Origin of the sequence: Hymenobacter sediminis (genome assembly GCF_003231285.1) — a bacterium.
Lineage (GTDB): Bacteria > Bacteroidota > Bacteroidia > Cytophagales > Hymenobacteraceae > Hymenobacter > Hymenobacter sediminis.
Genome location: NZ_QKNS01000001.1, coordinates 1,058,325 through 1,075,548, shown reverse-complemented (window position 1 = coordinate 1,075,548; position 17,224 = coordinate 1,058,325). Strand labels below are relative to the sequence as shown.

Annotated in this window: 16 protein-coding genes; 10 read left to right on the top strand and 6 right to left on the bottom strand. The window is 57.3% G+C overall.

Annotation, left to right across the window (positions count from 1 at the left end; translation table 11 throughout):
- Nucleotides 1-28: 28 nt before the first annotated feature.
- From DNI29_RS04770 to DNI29_RS04760, 3 genes are all read right to left on the bottom strand, one after another.
- Nucleotides 29-1,165, bottom strand: coding sequence for a DNA polymerase III subunit (locus DNI29_RS04770; RefSeq protein WP_110976901.1), 1,137 nt, complete (start codon nucleotides 1,163-1,165; stop codon nucleotides 29-31).
- 99 nt (nucleotides 1,166-1,264) lie between these two features.
- The gene (locus tag DNI29_RS04765) at nucleotides 1,265-2,506 is read right to left on the bottom strand and encodes a GlmU family protein (RefSeq protein ID WP_110976900.1); all 1,242 of its coding nucleotides are present in this window, start codon (nucleotides 2,504-2,506) and stop codon (nucleotides 1,265-1,267) included.
- Between the two features lie 178 nt (nucleotides 2,507-2,684).
- Entirely contained in the window at nucleotides 2,685-2,933 is a 249-nt protein-coding gene (locus DNI29_RS04760) for a type B 50S ribosomal protein L31 (RefSeq protein WP_110976899.1), read from the bottom strand.
- 193 nt (nucleotides 2,934-3,126) lie between these two features.
- On the opposite strand from DNI29_RS04760, the gene DNI29_RS24445 reads away from it, so the two are divergent.
- From DNI29_RS24445 to secDF, 6 genes are all read left to right on the top strand, one after another.
- On the top strand, nucleotides 3,127-3,285 hold the full coding sequence (locus DNI29_RS24445) for a hypothetical protein (RefSeq protein ID WP_162303512.1): 159 nt from the start codon (nucleotides 3,127-3,129) through the stop codon (nucleotides 3,283-3,285).
- Between the two features lie 91 nt (nucleotides 3,286-3,376).
- Nucleotides 3,377-3,967 carry an RdgB/HAM1 family non-canonical purine NTP pyrophosphatase gene (gene rdgB, locus DNI29_RS04755; protein WP_110976898.1) on the top strand — a complete coding sequence of 197 codons (591 nt, stop codon included), beginning with the start codon at nucleotides 3,377-3,379 and terminating at the stop codon, nucleotides 3,965-3,967.
- 352 nt (nucleotides 3,968-4,319) lie between these two features.
- On the top strand, nucleotides 4,320-4,955 hold the full coding sequence (locus DNI29_RS04750) for a uridine kinase family protein (protein WP_110977290.1): 636 nt from the start codon (nucleotides 4,320-4,322) through the stop codon (nucleotides 4,953-4,955).
- Between the two features lie 14 nt (nucleotides 4,956-4,969).
- Nucleotides 4,970-5,428, top strand: coding sequence for a DUF4268 domain-containing protein (locus DNI29_RS04745; protein WP_110976897.1), 459 nt, complete (start codon nucleotides 4,970-4,972; stop codon nucleotides 5,426-5,428).
- Nucleotides 5,429-5,670: 242 nt separating this feature from the next.
- A complete protein-coding gene (locus DNI29_RS04740; protein WP_123823072.1) occupies nucleotides 5,671-6,039 on the top strand; it encodes a hypothetical protein in 369 nt (122 codons plus the stop codon).
- Nucleotides 6,040-6,201: 162 nt separating this feature from the next.
- Nucleotides 6,202-9,183 (top strand): protein translocase subunit SecDF, encoded by a 2,982-nt coding sequence (gene secDF, locus DNI29_RS04735; protein WP_110976895.1) that lies wholly within the window; start codon nucleotides 6,202-6,204, stop codon nucleotides 9,181-9,183.
- A 230-nt stretch (nucleotides 9,184-9,413) separates the two neighbouring features.
- Here the strand turns inward: secDF and DNI29_RS04730 are convergent, their stop codons facing one another.
- Nucleotides 9,414-10,046, bottom strand: a complete 633-nt coding sequence (locus DNI29_RS04730; protein ID WP_110976894.1) for a NifU family protein — start codon at nucleotides 10,044-10,046, stop codon at nucleotides 9,414-9,416.
- Nucleotides 10,047-10,334: 288 nt separating this feature from the next.
- On the opposite strand from DNI29_RS04730, the gene DNI29_RS04725 reads away from it, so the two are divergent.
- From DNI29_RS04725 to DNI29_RS04715, 3 genes are all read left to right on the top strand, one after another.
- On the top strand, nucleotides 10,335-11,684 hold the full coding sequence (locus tag DNI29_RS04725) for a sodium:proton antiporter (protein ID WP_238387997.1): 1,350 nt from the start codon (nucleotides 10,335-10,337) through the stop codon (nucleotides 11,682-11,684).
- A gap of 59 nt (nucleotides 11,685-11,743) precedes the next feature.
- Nucleotides 11,744-13,108, top strand: coding sequence for an HTTM domain-containing protein (locus DNI29_RS04720; RefSeq protein WP_162303511.1), 1,365 nt, complete (start codon nucleotides 11,744-11,746; stop codon nucleotides 13,106-13,108).
- 79 nt (nucleotides 13,109-13,187) lie between these two features.
- The gene (locus DNI29_RS04715; protein ID WP_110976892.1) at nucleotides 13,188-13,484 is read left to right on the top strand and encodes a hypothetical protein; all 297 of its coding nucleotides are present in this window, start codon (nucleotides 13,188-13,190) and stop codon (nucleotides 13,482-13,484) included.
- A gap of 73 nt (nucleotides 13,485-13,557) precedes the next feature.
- Here the strand turns inward: DNI29_RS04715 and aroC are convergent, their stop codons facing one another.
- Both aroC and DNI29_RS04705 read right to left on the bottom strand, forming a co-directional pair.
- The gene (gene aroC / locus DNI29_RS04710; RefSeq protein WP_110976891.1) at nucleotides 13,558-14,634 is read right to left on the bottom strand and encodes a chorismate synthase; all 1,077 of its coding nucleotides are present in this window, start codon (nucleotides 14,632-14,634) and stop codon (nucleotides 13,558-13,560) included.
- Nucleotides 14,635-14,734: 100 nt separating this feature from the next.
- Nucleotides 14,735-16,210, bottom strand: a complete 1,476-nt coding sequence (locus DNI29_RS04705) for a BatD family protein (RefSeq protein ID WP_110976890.1) — start codon at nucleotides 16,208-16,210, stop codon at nucleotides 14,735-14,737.
- A 274-nt stretch (nucleotides 16,211-16,484) separates the two neighbouring features.
- Between DNI29_RS04705 and DNI29_RS04700 the strand changes: the two genes are divergently transcribed.
- Nucleotides 16,485-17,207, top strand: a complete 723-nt coding sequence (locus tag DNI29_RS04700) for a ferritin-like domain-containing protein (RefSeq protein ID WP_110976889.1) — start codon at nucleotides 16,485-16,487, stop codon at nucleotides 17,205-17,207.
- Nucleotides 17,208-17,224: the final 17 nt, after the last annotated feature.

Here is a 17,224-nt window from a genome sequence, read left to right as displayed (position 1 = left end):
GCAGTTTTTGCTTGGTCACTAACGTCGCTCAGGAGGCCCGCAGCAATTCAGCTACTCGCAAGGATGTATCCACGAATACCATTCGTGGATTAGCGTTTCGCTCCACATGGTAATGGGCCTCGTTGATTTCCTGGGCCAGAGGCTCGGCATTACGGGGCGTTACAAAGCGGCTGAAGCCTTGAATGAATTGCTGCTCCTGCGCTGGCAGATGCGGCACCAACTTCGAGTCGAGGCCGAACAGCAGCACTTTGCGCAGTAAAGTCAGGGCATATTGCAGGAATTCCTTCTGGTTTTCACGGCCTAGCTTCTGAAACTCATCAGCCTTCTCCAGCATCTCGGCCACCTTGTTGCCATAGCAGGTGCGCATCCACTTAGCAAATAAGTCGAAGTAGTCGGTATCGGCCGTAGCAGCCGACTGCGCAGCCAGGGCCAGCCCCAGGTTGCCTTCTGTAAGTTGGGCCAACTGGCGGGCTTTAACTTCCGGCAGGTGGCGCTCAATATGCAGCCAAGTTGTTAGCTCCTCTTCTGACAGCGCCCGCACCACTACCGGCTGCACTCGGCTGATAATGGTGGGGAGCAATTGCTCCGGGGCGTGACTGACCAACAGAAACACAGTAGCAGGTGGTGGCTCTTCCAGCAGCTTCAGCACGGCATTGGCGGCCGAGGGGTGCATCAGCTCCGGCAACCAAATGATAACCAGCTTAAAACGAGCCTCAAATGCTTTTAACGATACCAATTTCAGCAGTTGCAGGCTTTCTTCCTTGGAAATACTACCCTGCTTGTTCTCTGCCCCGATGTGCTGCATCCAATCGTTGAGGCCCTGGTAGGGATTCTCCAATACAAAAGTCCGCCACTCGGCCGCAAACTTGCTGCTGATAGCGTCCTTGGTTACGGCTTTGGTGGTCGTAACGGGCAGGATGAAGTTGAGGTCGGGGTGGATCAGCTTGTCGATTTTCTGACAGCTGGGGCAGCTTCCGCAGGAGTCCTCGGCCTCTGGGGTGCGGTTTTCGCAGTTCAGATAGGTAGCATACGCCAGGGCCAAGGCCAGCGCCGCTGAGCCTTCCGCTCCCCGAAACAGCTGGGCATGCGCTACGTGGTTACGTCGTACGCTCCCAACAAGAAGCTGCTTCACCTGCTGCTGACCCGGAATTTCAGAAAAACGCATCTAGGTATTGTTGGAAATGAGTCGTGGATGGTCATTCATCGGCTACACGACGGTCTAGGACGACGAACTTCTGGCCGCTGCCCGCACTCTGCTGCTTATTTAGAGCTCCACACCATTTGCGGGGGTAGGCGCCGAAGTTGTGCGCTCCCACACCCGGTCCTTGGCGGTAGCCTCGTATACATGGTGCATAATAGCCTGCTCGGTTTCATTGTACTCCAGCTGGCGACGGGCCATGACGCGCTCGGCTACCTCGGCTGCTTTCGGCAGCTTAAATGTTTCGAAGCCCGCGGCACCACCCCAGCTAAAGCTCGGGATAAACGTGCGCGGGAAGCCAGCTCCAAAGATGTTGGCCCCTACCCCTACTACCGTGCCCGTATTAAACATGGTGTTGATGCCGCACTTGCTATGGTCGCCCATCATTAGCCCGCAGAACTGCTGGCCGGTGTTCACGAAGCGACCTGCCGAGTGGCTCCAGATTTTCACCGGGGCGTAGTTGTTCTTGAGGTTGGAGGTGTTTGTATCAGCCCCCAGGTTGCACCACTCCCCAATTACGGAGTTGCCGAGGTAGCCGTCGTGGCCCTTGTTGCTGTAGCCCAGCAGAATGCTGTTGCCTACCTCGCCCCCTACCTTAGAATAAGGGCCCACGGTATTGTCGCCGCGCATTTTGGCCCCGACGTTGATGTGGCTGCCCTCGCACAACGCTAGCGGTCCGCTAATGATAGCTCCCTCGTGCACCTGAGAGTTTTTGCCTAAATAGATAGGCCCATTTTCGGCATTGAGAATGGCCGCCCGGATTTTCACGCCCGGCTCGATGAAGATGTTTTCCGGTGCGTACACAATAGTATGCGCATCGCCCACCGGCGCCGACTCCCTACCCTTGGTCAGCAGGTCAAAGTCGCGGCGGATTTCGGCGCCATTTTTCAGGAACAGGTGCCATACTTGCTTAATAGCTATTACAGGCTCGGCCACCTCGTGGGTTTTCTGGAAGCCGTCCTGAATCAACTCTGCTACCTGGCTGGCGTCGGCAAGGTGCGCGGCTACCAACATTTCTTCATCGAACAGCGCCTCACCGGAGGCCAGGGCCTGCACCTGCTGGATGAGCAGGTCGTCGGGGCAGATGGCGCCATTGATAACCAACGCCGGGCCCTGGGTATTGCCAGCCGGATACTTTGCCTGCAGGTAGCTTTCAGTCAGGTAGCCTACTTGCGTGACTTTTAGCCGGTGCTGCCACTTCTCAGCCAGCGTCAGAATGCCACAGCGGAGGGCGGCTACCGGCCGGGTGAACGTGAAAGGCAGCAGATGAGGCCGGATGGCCGGGTCATCGAAAAGCAGAATATGCATGAGGAGAAAAATCAGAATAAGAGCTGCGACCAGTTCGGCCGACGGAGGGGGGTAGGCAATGAGCAGGCCAGTACCACCCTACAAAGAAAAACTCCTGCCGGCGAATGCCAGCAGGAGCTTCGAGGAAAAGTCTTTTCGCGGCGGCACAAACGCAAGGCTCGCAGCCTACCTGCCGAAATTACTTCTTCTTGTTGTAGCGGTTCATGAACTTCTCTACGCGGCCAGCAGTGTCGAGCAGTACGTTTTTGCCGGTGTAGAAGGGGTGCGACTCCGAGCTAACTTCCACCTTGATTACGGGGTAAGTTTTGCCGTCTTCCATCGTGATGGTCTCGTTGGAGTTCATCGTCGAGCGGGTCACGAATTTGAAGCCGCTGGAGGTATCCTGGAATACCACTTCACGGTACTCGGGGTGGATGTCTTTTTTCATGGTCGTAGTGCCGTTTGTACCTTGTTGCCTGCCGATTTTGCGGAAGGGACTGCAAAAGTACATGTTACGTCTGGATTTCAAAAGCCTTTTTCGCTTTTCCGCGGGTAACACAGGCGTAACATGCCCCCCGCCAGCATTCCGTTGCCTGTTGCCTATACTTGCCCTGTTTTCAGAACCCTGCATTTTACTTGATATGGCTCGTGTAACCACCCTGCTTTTGCTGCTAGTGGGTATGATCCTGGTCTGTGGGGCCGTCATTATCCTGCTCCGGCCGGAGCCCGCACCCGCCAAGGCTACGGCTCTTTCTGCTGTAACCCACTCGTGGGCTACTATTAAACTGATGTTCCGGTAAGCCAGCTGCTCCTGACAACGCCAGATTCATTGAACTAGGCACTCTTGCTTACTTTCCTTCACCGCTCTGCTTTTTACCTTACCTGCCTTCTATGCGTCTCTGCTTCGCTTCTAACAACGCCCACAAGCTGGATGAAATCCGGCCTTTACTACCTACCTCCGTTGAGCTGCTAAGCCTAGCCGATATTGGCTGCGAGGAAGAACTACCCGAAACTCAGGACACTTTAGAGGGCAATGCCCGTCAGAAAGCCCAGTACGTGTGGGACCACTATGGCGTAGCCTGCTTTGCTGATGATACAGGCCTGGAAGTAACCGCCCTGAACGGTGCCCCCGGCGTGTACTCGGCCCGCTATGCTGGCCCCCAGCGCCTGGCCTCCGACAATGTGGCCAAGCTCCTGCGAGAACTGGCGGGCCACCCCGACCGCTCAGCTAATTTTCGGACGGTAGTGGCGTTGATGCTCCCAGATGGCGAAGTACACGAGTTTGCGGGTGCCGTGGCGGGCCTTATTACCGAGGAAGTACACGGCACCGATGGTTTCGGCTACGATCCTATCTTCCAGCCTACGGAAGGCGATGGGCGCACTTTTGCTCAGATGAGCCTAGAGGAGAAAAATGCCATTAGCCACCGCGCCCGCGCAGTGGCCGGGTTGGTGCGCTACCTTGATGAGATAGTGAAAGAGTAGCTGAATGAAGCTGTGCACTTGCGCGCTTGACGCTTAACTGATTTTCAGGGGTAGCCCTGTGACGCGGCCCACTGGTAGCAGGCCTACCCCTTCCTCAACCATCCAAAGCTCCAGCAAGGTAGCCCTGACCTCTCAACGGGCCACCTTGCTGGGGCTTTGCTATTCATAAACAGATTAATCTCCGCCAATAGGCTATCTATTTATAGCTACCCCTGAAGATCAACCTAAACGGCAAGCTTACCAGTGCGCTGGTCCACAATTTCACCATTTCACCAACTCAGCGCCTTGGCCTCCGCTAGATTTCGTACTTTTGCAGGGTTGGCCCCGCCGGTACGGGCCTATTCCCACCTCCATGCAACACCCTTTCATCGTCGGAATTACGGGCGGCAGCGCCTCTGGCAAAACCACGTTTCTGCGCCGGCTGCTGGCCTCGTTTCCCGAAGAAGAAATCTGCCTGATTTCGCAGGACAACTACTACCACCCGCGGGAAGCCCAGCAGGTGGATTCTCAGGGCGTCACGAACTTCGATCTGCCCAGCAGCATTGATTCCCACGCTTACGCTGCCGACGTGCTACGTATCAGCCAGGGGCTGGAAGTACGCCGCCAGGAATACACCTTCAATAACCCGAACGTAGTGCCCGCCGAGCTGGTGTTCCGGCCCGCCCCTATTGTGGTAGTAGAAGGCATCTTCGTGTTTTACTTTGAGGAAGTAGCTAAGCTGCTTGACCTGAAAGTGTATATCGATGCGCGGGAGCACGTGAAGCTGCAGCGCCGCATCGTGCGCGACCGAGACGAGCGAGGCTACGATCTGGAAGATGTGCTGTACCGCTACACCAACCACGTAGCGCCTACCTACGAAAAGTACATCAAGCCTTTCAAGCACGACGCCGACCTTATTATCCCCAACAACCGTCATTTCGACAAGGGGCTGGATGTGCTCGTATCGTTCCTGCGTAGCAAGGTAGAAGCTGGCCGCACGGCGCTGTAATTATTCTGTAAGCCATGTACGGTAAAGCCGAAGCCGCCCAACTGCGACAGGCCTTCTGGACCACCTTCGGCCAGTACATGGCCCCTGTACCTTCGGCCGAGGGCGAAACGATCAACTGGATTAACTACCGCACCGGCCTGAAGTATGTACAGCTGCGCATGCGGGCCGAGAGCCGCCGGGCCACCATTGGGCTAGAGCTGGTGCACCCTGATGCTGACATCCGAGCGCTGCACTATGAACAACTGCAGGCCCTCAGCAATATGCTACCCCCTGTTCCGGGTCAAACCTGGGACTGGCAGGAAGAAGCCGAGGAAAACGGCCAGCCCATGAGCCGAGTGCAGCAGCAGCTCAACGGTGTCAGCCCCCTGAACCGTGAGGACTGGCCCGCCCTGATTTCCTTTTTCAAGCCCCGGCTGCTGGCTTTGGATGAGTTCTGGAGCCAAGCCCGCTACCCCTTAGAGGATTTGATGTGAACCACGTATTCAGATGGATTACTCGGGTTTTCCGGCCATCTGTTCTATAAAATCATCTACACAAAAAAGCCCCACCAGCAGGTGAGGCTTTTTTGTGTGGGTTTGGGTGTTTTATGATTATAGGACAGCCTAACGCCGATACAGAATCTGTGTAATCCGACGAATCCGTCTAAATCCGTGGTTCTGTGCCGTTGCCGTACCCACAGCAAAAAGCTATATTTGTAGCTCTTACCCCGAACACATTGCTTTCCTTCCCTCGCCTTTTAGCCCGCTTGCGCTTCGCCTGCATCACAGCAACTCTGCTGATGGTGCTGGGGCTGAATCATCAGGCGGTGGCTACGCTACGGGTATTGCCGGCTTCAGGCGCTACCCGCGTAAGTGCTGGGCCTAAGGCAGCGGTAGTAAAGCAACGTGTTACACTGGAGGCTACCTCCCCGCTTGGGTTCTTCGTAGCCCCGGTGGCCGATGCCTGGCTTCCGCAGCCGCTGGAGCTTCCGGTTGCGCTGTGGCTTCCTACCTGCCCTGCGGGGCCGAACCCCTCGCCCAGTGCTGTACCGGACTGGTTCCGGGTGCGGTTGCTGGTTACTGCCCTCTCGCCCCAGGCTCCCTAGCGGCCGGGGCCGTTTTTGTGCTGTTGTAGCTGACAGCTGGTGACTCGTTGCTGATGCCGACGCCAGCGCTTTTCAGGCCCTTGTTGCGGCCTGCTTTTCACTACCCTCACGGTCCGGAACCCGCGCATCAGCCTTTCCCACAGGACATCAACAACTTATTTCATGCGTAATAAAGGACTCGTCATTACGCTGACGCTTCTGGTGTCAGCGTTGTGCATCTACTTCCTCTCGCTGACCCTTGTGTCGCGCGGGGTGCAGAAAGATGCCGTGCGCTACGCCTCCCGTAGCGGCAAGCTCAACGAAAAACAGCGTCAGCACTACCTCGACTCAGTGTGGCGCGCGCCCGTATTCGGGCCCCTGACCTATAAAGAAGTACGCCAATCGGAGCTGGGCCTGGGCCTTGACCTGAACGGTGGTATGCACGTAACCCTGGAAGTATCGCCGGTGGAAATTGTGCGGGCCATGAGCGGCAACTCCAAGGATGCGGCTTTCAACAAGGCGCTGGAGCAGGCGCAAGAGTTGCGTAAAACCAACCCTTCAACGCCATTCACAACCCTGTTTGCGCAGTCGTTCCGTGATGTAGCCCCTAACGATAAGCTGGCTCGCATCTTTGCTAACACCACCAATAAGAGCCGTGGCATCGACATCAACTCGACCAACGAGAAGGTAATCGGGGAAATCAACAAGGAAGTGGACGAAGCCATCAACCGCTCGTTCAACATTCTCCGTAGCCGCATCGACAAATTCGGTACCAGCCAGCCTAGCATTCAGCGGGTAAAAGGCACGGGCCGCATCCAGATTGAACTGCCCGGCGTGGATAACCCCGACCGGGTACGTAAGCTGGTGCAGGGCCAGGCCAAGCTGGAGTTCTGGGAAGTATGGCGCCAAGATGAATTCGCGCCCTACCTAAACCAGCTCAACCAAGTGCTGAGCGCTAAGGAAACGGCCGCTGCTACCACGGCTGCCGCTACCCCCGCTACCGCCTCCAACGATACTACAGCTACGGCCGCTGCTGCCGGCGACTCTACGTCCCTGGCCAGCCAGCTGGCTAAGAAAAACACCGCCACGGCTAAAGCTGATTCGGCTGCTCCCCAGAAAAACGTACTGGGCAGTCTGTTCACCATGCCCGGCACGCTGGGCGCCAATATCCGCGACACGGCCCGGGTAAACGCTATGCTGCGCAGCCCCGACACCCGCGCGGTGCTACCTTCTAACCTCACCTTTATGTGGGGCGTGAAGCCTGACGTAATCGACGGCCAAGAATACCTGCAGCTCTACGCCATTCGGAAGAGCCGCGACGTGCAGGCCCCAATTGGTGGCGAAGTAATCAGCGACGCTCGTGGCGACTTCGACCAGATGAGCGGCCGCGCTGAGGTTTCGATGCAGATGAACCCTGGTGGTGCCCGCAAGTGGCAGCGCCTGACAGCGGCCAACATTGGCCGTCAAGTAGCCATTGTGCTCGACGACAACGTGTATTCGGCGCCGGTGGTGCAGGCAGAAATTGCCGGTGGCAACTCCAGCATTTCGGGCAACTTCACCATTGAAGAAGCACAGGACCTGGCCAACATTCTGAAGGCCGGTAAGCTGCCTGCCCCTACCCGCATTGTAGAAGAAGCCATTGTAGGTCCTTCGCTGGGTAAGGAAGCCACCAACCAGGGTCTGTACTCGACGCTGGCTGGCTTGGCCATCATTATGGTCTTCATGGCCGCGTACTACGGCCGGGCTGGTTTGGTAGCCGATGCTGCGCTGCTCTTCAACCTGTTCCTGATTATGGGCGTGCTGGCTCAGTTGTCCTTCGCGCTTACCCTGCCGGGTATTGCGGGTCTGCTGCTGGTAATTGCTGCTTCCGTAGATGCCAACGTACTGATTTTCGAACGGATTCGGGAAGAACTTGACCATGGCCTGTCGCCGACGGATGCCATCAACAAAGGCTACTCCCGCGCCATATCGGCCATTTTCGACTCCAACGTAACCCAGCTGATTATTGCGGTTATTCTGGGCTTCTTCGGCACGGGTCCGGTTCAGAACTTCGCCATTACTCTGGGTATCGGCGTGTTTACCTCGTTCCTGTCGGCCGTGTACGTGTCGCGCCTCATCATTGAGCGCATGGTGAAAAACGGCAACACCAAGCTGAGCTTCAGCACTGCCCTTTCACACAACCTGTTCAAAGGCATCAACCTCGATATCGTAGGCAAGCGCAAAATTGCCTATGCGGCTTCTACCGTATTCATCGTTATCGGCTTTGTGCTGATGTACCTACAGGGTGGCCCGAACCTGGGGGTTGACTTCCGCGGCGGCCGCGAGTACATCGTGAGCTTCAACCAGCCAATTGTGGCCTCTGACGTACGCGACCTGCTCACGAATGATTACTTCGGTGGCGCTGGTACAGAAGTGAAAACCTTCGGGGCGGAAAGCCGCCTGCGCATTACCACGGGCTACTTAGCTGCTGATGAAAGTGCCGACGCCGATAACCAGGTAGAGGCTGCCATGTTCAAAGGTCTAAACGCCAAATACAGTGCCCTGAACCCCACAAAGGTTAGCTCCTCAAAAGTAGGTGCTACCATTGCCGACGACATCAAGCGTACTTCGGTGCTGAGCTTGGGCCTGACGCTGCTGGCCATCTTTGTGTACGTACTCTTCCGCTTCGAGAAGTGGCAGTATTCTATGGCAGCGGTAGTAGCTCTGTTCCACGATGCCCTGCTCGTTATTGCCTGCTTCCCGATTGCCCGCGCCTTCGGCCTGAACTACGAAATGGACCAGGTATTCGTGGCGGCTATCCTGACGACCATCGGCTTCTCGATGAACGATACTATCGTTATCTACGACCGAATCAGGGAATACCTGCGTGAGAACAAGCACCTCACGTTTGCCCAGGTAGTAAACCCGGCCCTGAACAGCACGTTCTCTCGCACCATGATTACGTTCACCACGGTATTCCTCGTGATGGTGGTACTCTATGTGTTCGGCGGTGAAACGCTCCGCTCGTTCTCCTTCGCCATGATCCTTGGTATCATCTTCGGTACGTACTCGTCGCTGTACATTGCCGCGCCGCTGATTCTGGACACCTACGGCCGCAAGGAGAAGGATCGTCTGAACACGACTACCGATGCTGACGCTCCTAAACTGAGCACGGCTCAAATCTAAACTTACCCCCCGGCGCTGGTATCAGCGCCGGGGCCCTACCCCCACAAAAAAGCCCGACTGATTGGTCGGGCTTTTTTGTGCTCTGCATGCATAGTGGCTGCCAAGGACACTCTGGTCGGTGGCCCCAGTTGGTCTAGCGCAGTGTGCTAGCTTGCTTTCTCTACCATAAAAAAAGCCCCGCCAGATGACGGGGCTTTTTTATTACATGGATTAACTACAAAAATCCGTGATTAGAAGCTGGCGGTTACGCCTTCGGCTACTACCTCTTTTACTTCGGGTACCATGCGCTTGAGCAGGTTTTCGATGCCCGACTTCAGGGTAACGGTGGCCGAGGGGCAACCAGAGCACGAGCCCTGCAGGTTCACCGTCACGATGCCATCCTGGTAGCTCTTGAAGGTGATGTTGCCACCATCCTGCTCCACGGCAGGGCGCACGTAGTTATCGAGCAGGTCGATGATTTTCTGGCTGGTTTGCTGATCGGCTTCCGAGGCGTCGCCGGTAGCAGCTGCTTGCTGGGCCGCGCGCTGCTCAGCAGCTGGGTCAACGGTGAAGATGGGACCACCTGCTTCCACGTACGACTTCAGGAAGGTGCGCAACTCAGGAATAAGTTGGGCCCACTGATGCTCGGTGGTTTTGGTGATGGTCACGAAGTTCTGGGCAATGAACACGCGGCCCACGTAATCGAAGTTAAACAGCTCCTGGGCCAGCGGCGAGTTGGTGGCGGCTTCCAGGTTCGGGTAGTCCACGCTCACCCCCTCCGTCAGGAGTTGAGTGTTGAGCACGAACTTCATGGATTCGGGGTTGGGGCTGGCTTCGGCGTAAATAGAAACCGGCGCAGCGGGGGCAGTGAGTTGTTCAGCCATGTTTGAAAGACTTGGAGACAAGCGGGAGAAAGTCAGCCGAACTAGTATCGGCCTGACCGTGTAAACCGCCGGAGGCGGCAATGGTTGCAAAGGTAACCGAATGTAGGAACAACGATGAGCAAGAGGAAGTGCACTTTCCTTATTTTCAGGTGAGGTTGCGTGCTTTATAGGGGGTAGGAAGAGGTCAGCCCCTGCCTACCCCGCCAAGTCAGGCTGAAGCGCTACCGCAGACCATTCTGGCGAGCATCCGTAGTTTTGGCTATGCCTTTACTTATCCCGCTGCTTCTGATGGCCTCTCCTACCCCCCCGGCGTGGCCGTTGCTGCTACCGTTTTTTGGCCTGCTGGGTCTCATTGCCACCGGGCCACTGCTGTTCCCGAAGTTTTGGGAGAAGTGGTACGCGCACATTGCTGTGAGCTTGGGGCTGCTGATGCTGGGCTACTACGGGCTGGCCCGCCACGACTGGCACACGGCCGTGGAAACACTGGCTGAATATTCCTCTTTTGTGGTGTTGCTCACGGCGCTGTTTGTGGTGGGCGGCACCATGTATCTGAACATCAACGTACCGGGCACGCCGAGCCGCAACGTGGCGCTGCTGGCCGTGGGTGCCGTGCTGGCTTCTATTGTGGGTACCACGGGTGCTTCTCTGATGCTGGTTCGGCCGTTTATCCGGCTCAATGATAAACGCATACGGCCCTATCACATTATCTTCTTTATTTTCATTGTCAGCAATGCGGGCGGCATGCTCACGCCTCTCGGCGACCCGCCGCTGTTCATCGGCTACCTGCGGGGGGTGCCGTTTTTCTGGACGACCTGGCACCTGCTGGCACCTTGGCTGCTGGCAAATGGCTTACTGCTACTACTATTTTGGCTGATGGACCGCCGCACGGCTTATCCCGCTCCTCTTTCCCGCAGTGAGCAACGGCGCGCCCAGTCGCAGAAAGGCCTTCCGCTTTTCGACTTCAACGGCCGCTATAATCTGCTGTGGCTAGTGCTGATCCTGGGCGCCGTGTTTCTGGACCCCGCCCGCCTGCCCTGGCTGCCGTCGTTGCCCATAGCCGGGCTCAATGTTTCGTTTGTGCGCGAAGCCATTCAGCTGCTAGCGGCCTGGGGGTGCTACCGTACGGCTAGTCGCAAGGCTCTGGCGGCAAATCATTTTCACTTCGAGCCCATTCTGGAGGTAGCGTTTTTGTTCTTCGGCATCTTCCTGACCATGATGCCGGCCCTGCAAACCGCCGCCCACGTAGCCGCCGATCCGGCTATATCTTCCCGCCTCACACCCGCCGTGCTTTACTGGATTACCGGCGTATTATCAGCCTTCCTCGACAACGCGCCTACCTACGCCTCCTTTCTGGGGCTGAGTCTGGCCGGTCATCAGCTGGATTTTGTTCAGGCCAGTGCCGTGCAGAAGTTTGCCACGGATGCCGCCACCCTGCCGCTGCTGCGGGCTATTTCCAGCGGCGCAGTGTTGTTCGGGGCTCTCACTTACATCGGCAACGGACCAAACTTTCTGGTGCGCGCCATTGCTGAAAAGGAGGGCGTACCCATGCCCAGCTTCTTCGGCTACATCGGGCGCTACGCCCTGCCCTACCTGCTCCCAATACTGGGTATTGTAAGCGGATGGCTATTGTGGATGTAGCGGCGGGTGGGCTAGCTCGGCCTAATCTGTAAACGTTGGGGTTGCGTATGGTTATAGATATGGCTACACGCTTTACCCACGCGCTATTTCGTCCGGTTGATATTGCCTGGCTGGTTTACTTCCGGCTGGGGGCTGGCATTTTGCTGGGGCTGGAGCACGTCGGCGGCATTGTCAGGGGGCGGGTACTCAACTATACTCAGCCTCAGTTTCATTTCCGCTACCTAGGATGGGAGTGGCTACCGGCCCTGCCTCCGGCTGGCATTTATGCTGTGTACACCTTGGTGGCCGTAGCAGGGGTAGCCGTAGCAGCGGGCTGCCACTACCGCCTCATGGCAGCGCTGTTGAGCTTGGGCTACACAGCTTTGCTGCTGCTAGAGGAAACTGAGTACATCAACCACTTTTACCTCTATGCTCTGGTAGCGGCCCTGCTTGCCCTGCTGCCTGCGCACCGCGCTGCCTCGGCCGATGTACGGGCGGGCCGGGTAGCCCCGGCTACCGCCGTACCTGCCTGGACGCGCCTGATTCTGCTGTTTCAGATTGGCCTCGTGTACCTGTTTGCGGCGCTGGCCAAGCTGAACCCCGACTGGCTGGCGGCCCGCCCCCTTACCATCTGGCTGGCAGCAAAGGCCCACTACCCCTTGGTTGGCCACGCATTGGCTTCGCCTGCAGCGGCCTGGTTTATGAGCTACGCGGGCTTGGCTTTTGATGCGTTGGTAGTACCCCTGTTGCTGATACGGCGCACCCGACCTTGGGCATTTGGAGCGGCGGCCCTGTTTCACCTGAGTAATGTGGTTGTCTTCGGGCTGGGTACTTTTCCTTGGTTTTCGCTGCTGATTACCAGTCTGTTTTTCGCTCCCGATTTTCCGCGTCGGCTGCCCGGATTTGTGGGCCGCTGGTTTCGCCAGCGTATTCCGGCCCCAGACCTGGCAAATCCCCTACCCCCTCCCAGCCCGCCAACCCTCTGGCAGCGCCGACTGGTGCTGGCCGGGCTGGGGCTCTATGTACTGGTGCAGGTGTTGCTTCCGCTGCGCTATTTGCTTTACCCCGGCTCTACTCACTGGACCGAGCAGGGCCACCGCTTCAGCTGGCACCTGATGCTGCGCACCAAGTCGGGCTCAGCAGTATTCCGGGTGCGCCTACCCAATGGCCGCGAGGATACCGTTTGGCCTAGCACCTACCTTACCCGCAACCAAGCCAATAAGCTTACCTACAGCCCCGACCTGCTCCTACAGTTTGCCCATTTGCTGGCCCAGGACTACCAACGGCGCGGCCTACAGCCGGTGGCGGTGTACTGCGATTCGTGGGTGAGCCTGAACGGGCATCCTTCCCGACCACTGGTCAGCCCCCGCCTCAATTTGCTACCCCTAAAGCGCGGCCTAGCTCCCTACCCCTGGATTGAGCCGGAACCGCTTGGTGGGTTGTAGCATACCGTTTGTCTTATTGGCTGATGCGTAGTTTTAGGCAAAGATTATATCACGGCAGTTTCTGTCAGTTACTATTCCTATGTTCTTCTTACCATCGCTACTCCTGATACTAGCAGTTCTGCTCTTCTTTTCGCTACTGCTGTACAAGATCATCCGGCTGGTCTTTCAGATTAAAGACATATCCGCTGTAGCGGCGCTTAGGGTATTCTTTGTTTTTCTGTGGCTGTCCTGCCTAGCGTTTGCCTTCTTCGAAGAAGAGCTTTTGGGCAGCGACAGTATGCACGGGTTTAAAATTTTGCTAATAGCCTCCTATTTAGCCAGCATCATGGGCATCTTCACCTACTGGATTCTGAAAACTGTGTTGGCTGACGACTAGCTTGAGGCATTAAAAAGGGAGCCGATACACATAGTATCGGCTCCCTTTTTTAGTCTATTGTCGAAGTAGCTCGCTACACCCGGTTCGCGCGGGCGCGCAGCAGCATATCGGCTAACACTAGGCTAGTCATAGCATCTACGATGGGCACGGCACGGGGCAGCACGCAGGGGTCGTGGCGGCCACGGCCAGCTAGGGTTATTTCTTCACCTTGGTCGTTGATGGTGGCCTGGCTTTGCAGAATGGTGGCTACCGGCTTGAAAGCTACGCGGAAGTAGATATCCTGGCCGTTGCTGATGCCGCCCTGAATACCGCCACTGTGGTTGGTGCGGGTGCGCACCTGGCCGGCTTCATCGGTGTAAAACGGGTCGTTGTGCTCGGAGCCGAAAAGCAGGACGCCCGCAAAGCCCGAACCGTACTCGAATCCTTTCACGGCGTTGATGCTGAGCATGGCCCGGCCTAGTTCGCTGTGCAGCTTGTCGAACACTGGTTCCCCAAGCCCAGCGGGCACACCGCGCACTACCCCAGTTACCAGGCCGCCTACCGTGTCGTGCCGGTCGCGGGTCTGGCGGATCAGGTCGGCCATGCGCTCGGCCGTTTCGGGGTGAGGGCAGCGCACGGGGTTGCTGTCAATCAGCCCCAGGTCAAGCTGCTCATAGCCCACCGGTACGGCCACGGCCCCCACCTGCGAAACGTAGCTCTGCACCTGAATGCCTTGTTGGTCTAGCAGCTTCTGGGCTACGGCGCCTGCGGCTACGCGCGCGGCTGTTTCGCGGGCCGAGCTACGGCCGCCGCCGCGGTAATCGCGCCGACCGTATTTCTGGTCATAGGTGTAGTCGGCGTGCGAAGGGCGGTAGGCGTGCTCGATGTGGGAGTAGTCGTGGCTGTGCTGGTCCTGATTGCGGATGAGCAGGCTGATGGGCGTGCCCGTGGTAAAGCCTTCGAATATACCCGATTGAATCTCCACCCGGTCGGCTTCTTTGCGGGGAGTCGTCAGGTCGCTCTGCCCCGGGCGCCGGCGGTCCAGGGCCGCCTGAATTTCGGTTTCCGTTATAGCCAGGCCAGCCGGGCACCCATCAATTACCACGCCTACCCCCGGCCCGTGTGATTCCCCGAAGGTGGTAATGCGAAACAGGGTGCCGAAGGTATTCATGCCGTGAAATATGAGGTGGTGAGATGGTGAGTTTGCTACTATAAGCTGCACCAAAGGCGCAAATACAGCAGGAAACTTTCCATTTCACAATTTCACGGGCTCACCTTTTGGCCCGCCACCACCCAAAACCAGCTGCTACCAGCAGCCCAACTACTACCAGATTGGCGTAGCGCTGTACGTTTTGATAGATATTGCGGGGCTGTACTACAGCATTAGCCTCCGGAAGAGCATCCCGGTAAAACGGATCATCAAGCCGCCCCCGGAAAGCTGATGCTTGTTGCGCTACGCCCCTAACCACGGGGCGCAGTTCGGCCCGGAGCGTATCGTAGCGCCGGCTAACGGGGTTGAAAACCACCATCCGGAACAGGGTATCCAGCGCTAGCGGGCCAGGCTGGCGCGCTACCAGCCGGAACCGGAAACTCTTGCGCCCCCCTACCCTACCCCCCTCACGGGTCAGAGCCTGCTCTACCTCGGGCCCGTATATCTCCAAGTTGTCGGAGGGGGTAGGAGGCACTGCTAGATTCAGGGTGGCCAGGTTGCCTTCGCCCTCCACCGTAAAAGTGTAGGCAAAGGCCTGTCCGGTCCGGAACGTGGTGCGGTCAATGGCTTCCCGCACGCGGTAGTTGCCTACCGGCACCTGGTCGCGGAGCGGATGCGGGGGTAGCGGCTCTACGGGTATGGTGCGGGCCCCGGAGTAGTAGATCTTGTAGCCTTCCATCCGGTTGTCGAGGCCAGGGACGGGTTTCTTGGCTACCCGGTATTTAACCATTTGGAGGGCCACCGCCGGGAACACCAGAGGTTGCGTGTTCAAGGGGTAGAGTTCTGCCTCCCAGAGGCGGTAGCGCAAAAAGGGCTTGCCACCTACCGTCACGTTTTCGGGCAATACTTCCTGCTCGTTAAAGCTTTCCTCCCACACGCTACGTTGCCGCAGCTCCCGGATGATGCCCGGCAACTGGCCCGCGAAGTTGTGGAAGTTCAGCACAGCTTGGTCCTGAGGCGCGAGGTAGAAATACAGCCCTACGTGCAGGCCCTGGCCCACATATACTTTGGCTTTGTCAGGCACCACAGCCAAGAACGCCTGGTCCTGGGGCTCCACATATTCCTGGGGCTTGGGCTTGCCGAATAGCTGATCTAGTAGCCCAATGCCCTGCAACGGACTGGCTCCCGGCGCGGGCGGAGGGGTAGGCGTTGTGGCCTGAGGCCCTACGCGCAGGGTAGCCCCCTCCGAGCGAATTGTTAGGCTATTCACCGTCATGCTGAAAGGTTTCAGCGGGAAAGTACCCTCAGCAAAAGCAGCGTAGCGCTGCGTGATAGTCAGCTCGGTGGTGCTCTGGCCGTTTACTGTGCGGGTAGTAGTCGTGCTGGACTTGCCACTTTTCTTGAAGCCTTCCAGCTCCGGAAAGTTTGAGTAGCGCTCCAGCGGCGCGCCGCTCAGCCGAAAGCTGATGGTATAATACTCGTTGATGGGAAAGGCTGGCTTGCCCAAGACAATTTCTGCCGTAGGCGTAGGCTTTTGGGCCATCAGCGCGCCGCTGCCCAACCATAATACACCCCATAACAGAAAAAGAAACCGCATAACCAGGAACAACAAACCAATCAAAGCTAGGCAAAACCATGGGATGCGGGAAGCACAACCGTAGTAACTCCCCTCTTTTACTCCGCGACCAAAACAGCTAGCGGCACTTACAAGATTTTGGCCTCGGGAATCCACTGTTGAGCTCAGGCCGTATCTCCCCACAAATCCACCTACCCCCCTTTCTCACCCCATTCTTCTGGGATTCAGAAAAAAACTGCTCATCAGCAGGGTGGCTTTGTATTGCCTACACTTTTTCACTCAACTCATCCTTACCATGTCCAACATCACGCAAAAAGGCAGCGACGAAGCGGAGTTCGCCAAGCCGCTGTACACGCCTATTAAGCGTCGCTCCTTCTTTATGTATGCCGGCGCTACGGCGGGTGCTACAGCGCTGCTGCTCTCTGGCTGCGACGATGACGATGACAACGTGACTACCCCCTCCGGCACCGTGAACCTCGGCTCCGGCGACGTAGGTGTCCTCAACTACGCCTATGCCCTGGAACAGTTGGAAGCGGCTTTTTACGCTAAAGTGATTGAAACCCCCTATTCCGGTATCACGAACGACGAGCGGACCGCCCTCACGGCTATTGCTAGGCACGAAGCCATCCACCGCGACTTTTTTAAGGCTGCGCTGACCAAGGCTGCGGCTACCCAAATTATTCCGGGCCTGAATCCTGACTTCAGCAAAGTCAACTTCAACGACCGTAACTCCGTGCTGACTACGGCTCGCACTTTCGAGGACTTGGGTGTAGCCGCCTATAACGGCGCAGGTTCCTTGATCAAGACGAATGATTACCTGCTGATTGCCGGCAAAATTGTGTCGGTAGAAGCGCGTCACGCCGCCTACATCCGCGACCTGATTACGCCGGGCAGCTTCTCAGGCAGCGACGTGGTAAATGCTCAGGGCCTCGACCAAGCACTATCGGTAGCTCAGGTTCTTGCCGCCGCTCAGCCTTTCATCAAGGAGACCCTAAACGGCAACGACGTAGGTAAATAATCCATCTTCTCTCATTT

Bases quoted from the DNA above. Each gene is read 5' to 3' on its own strand.
- DNI29_RS04715 (WP_110976892.1), top strand. From the start codon at position 13,188: ATGTTCTTCTTACCATCGCTACTCCTGATACTAGCAGTTCTGCTCTTC.
- DNI29_RS04700 (WP_110976889.1), top strand. From the start codon at position 16,485: ATGTCCAACATCACGCAAAAAGGCAGCGACGAAGCGGAGTTCGCCAAG.
- DNI29_RS04770 (WP_110976901.1), bottom strand. From the start codon at position 1,165: ATGCGTTTTTCTGAAATTCCGGGTCAGCAGCAGGTGAAGCAGCTTCTT.
- DNI29_RS04745 (WP_110976897.1), top strand. From the start codon at position 4,970: ATGTACGGTAAAGCCGAAGCCGCCCAACTGCGACAGGCCTTCTGGACC.
- aroC (WP_110976891.1), bottom strand. From the start codon at position 14,634: ATGAATACCTTCGGCACCCTGTTTCGCATTACCACCTTCGGGGAATCA.
- DNI29_RS04705 (WP_110976890.1), bottom strand. From the start codon at position 16,210: ATGCGGTTTCTTTTTCTGTTATGGGGTGTATTATGGTTGGGCAGCGGC.
- DNI29_RS04765 (WP_110976900.1), bottom strand. From the start codon at position 2,506: ATGCATATTCTGCTTTTCGATGACCCGGCCATCCGGCCTCATCTGCTG.
- DNI29_RS04760 (WP_110976899.1), bottom strand. From the start codon at position 2,933: ATGAAAAAAGACATCCACCCCGAGTACCGTGAAGTGGTATTCCAGGAT.
- DNI29_RS04750 (WP_110977290.1), top strand. From the start codon at position 4,320: ATGCAACACCCTTTCATCGTCGGAATTACGGGCGGCAGCGCCTCTGGC.
- DNI29_RS04725 (WP_238387997.1), top strand. From the start codon at position 10,335: ATGGCCTCTCCTACCCCCCCGGCGTGGCCGTTGCTGCTACCGTTTTTT.
- DNI29_RS04730 (WP_110976894.1), bottom strand. From the start codon at position 10,046: ATGGCTGAACAACTCACTGCCCCCGCTGCGCCGGTTTCTATTTACGCC.
- rdgB (WP_110976898.1), top strand. From the start codon at position 3,377: ATGCGTCTCTGCTTCGCTTCTAACAACGCCCACAAGCTGGATGAAATC.
- DNI29_RS04720 (WP_162303511.1), top strand. From the start codon at position 11,744: ATGGCTACACGCTTTACCCACGCGCTATTTCGTCCGGTTGATATTGCC.
- secDF (WP_110976895.1), top strand. From the start codon at position 6,202: ATGCGTAATAAAGGACTCGTCATTACGCTGACGCTTCTGGTGTCAGCG.
- DNI29_RS24445 (WP_162303512.1), top strand. From the start codon at position 3,127: ATGGCTCGTGTAACCACCCTGCTTTTGCTGCTAGTGGGTATGATCCTG.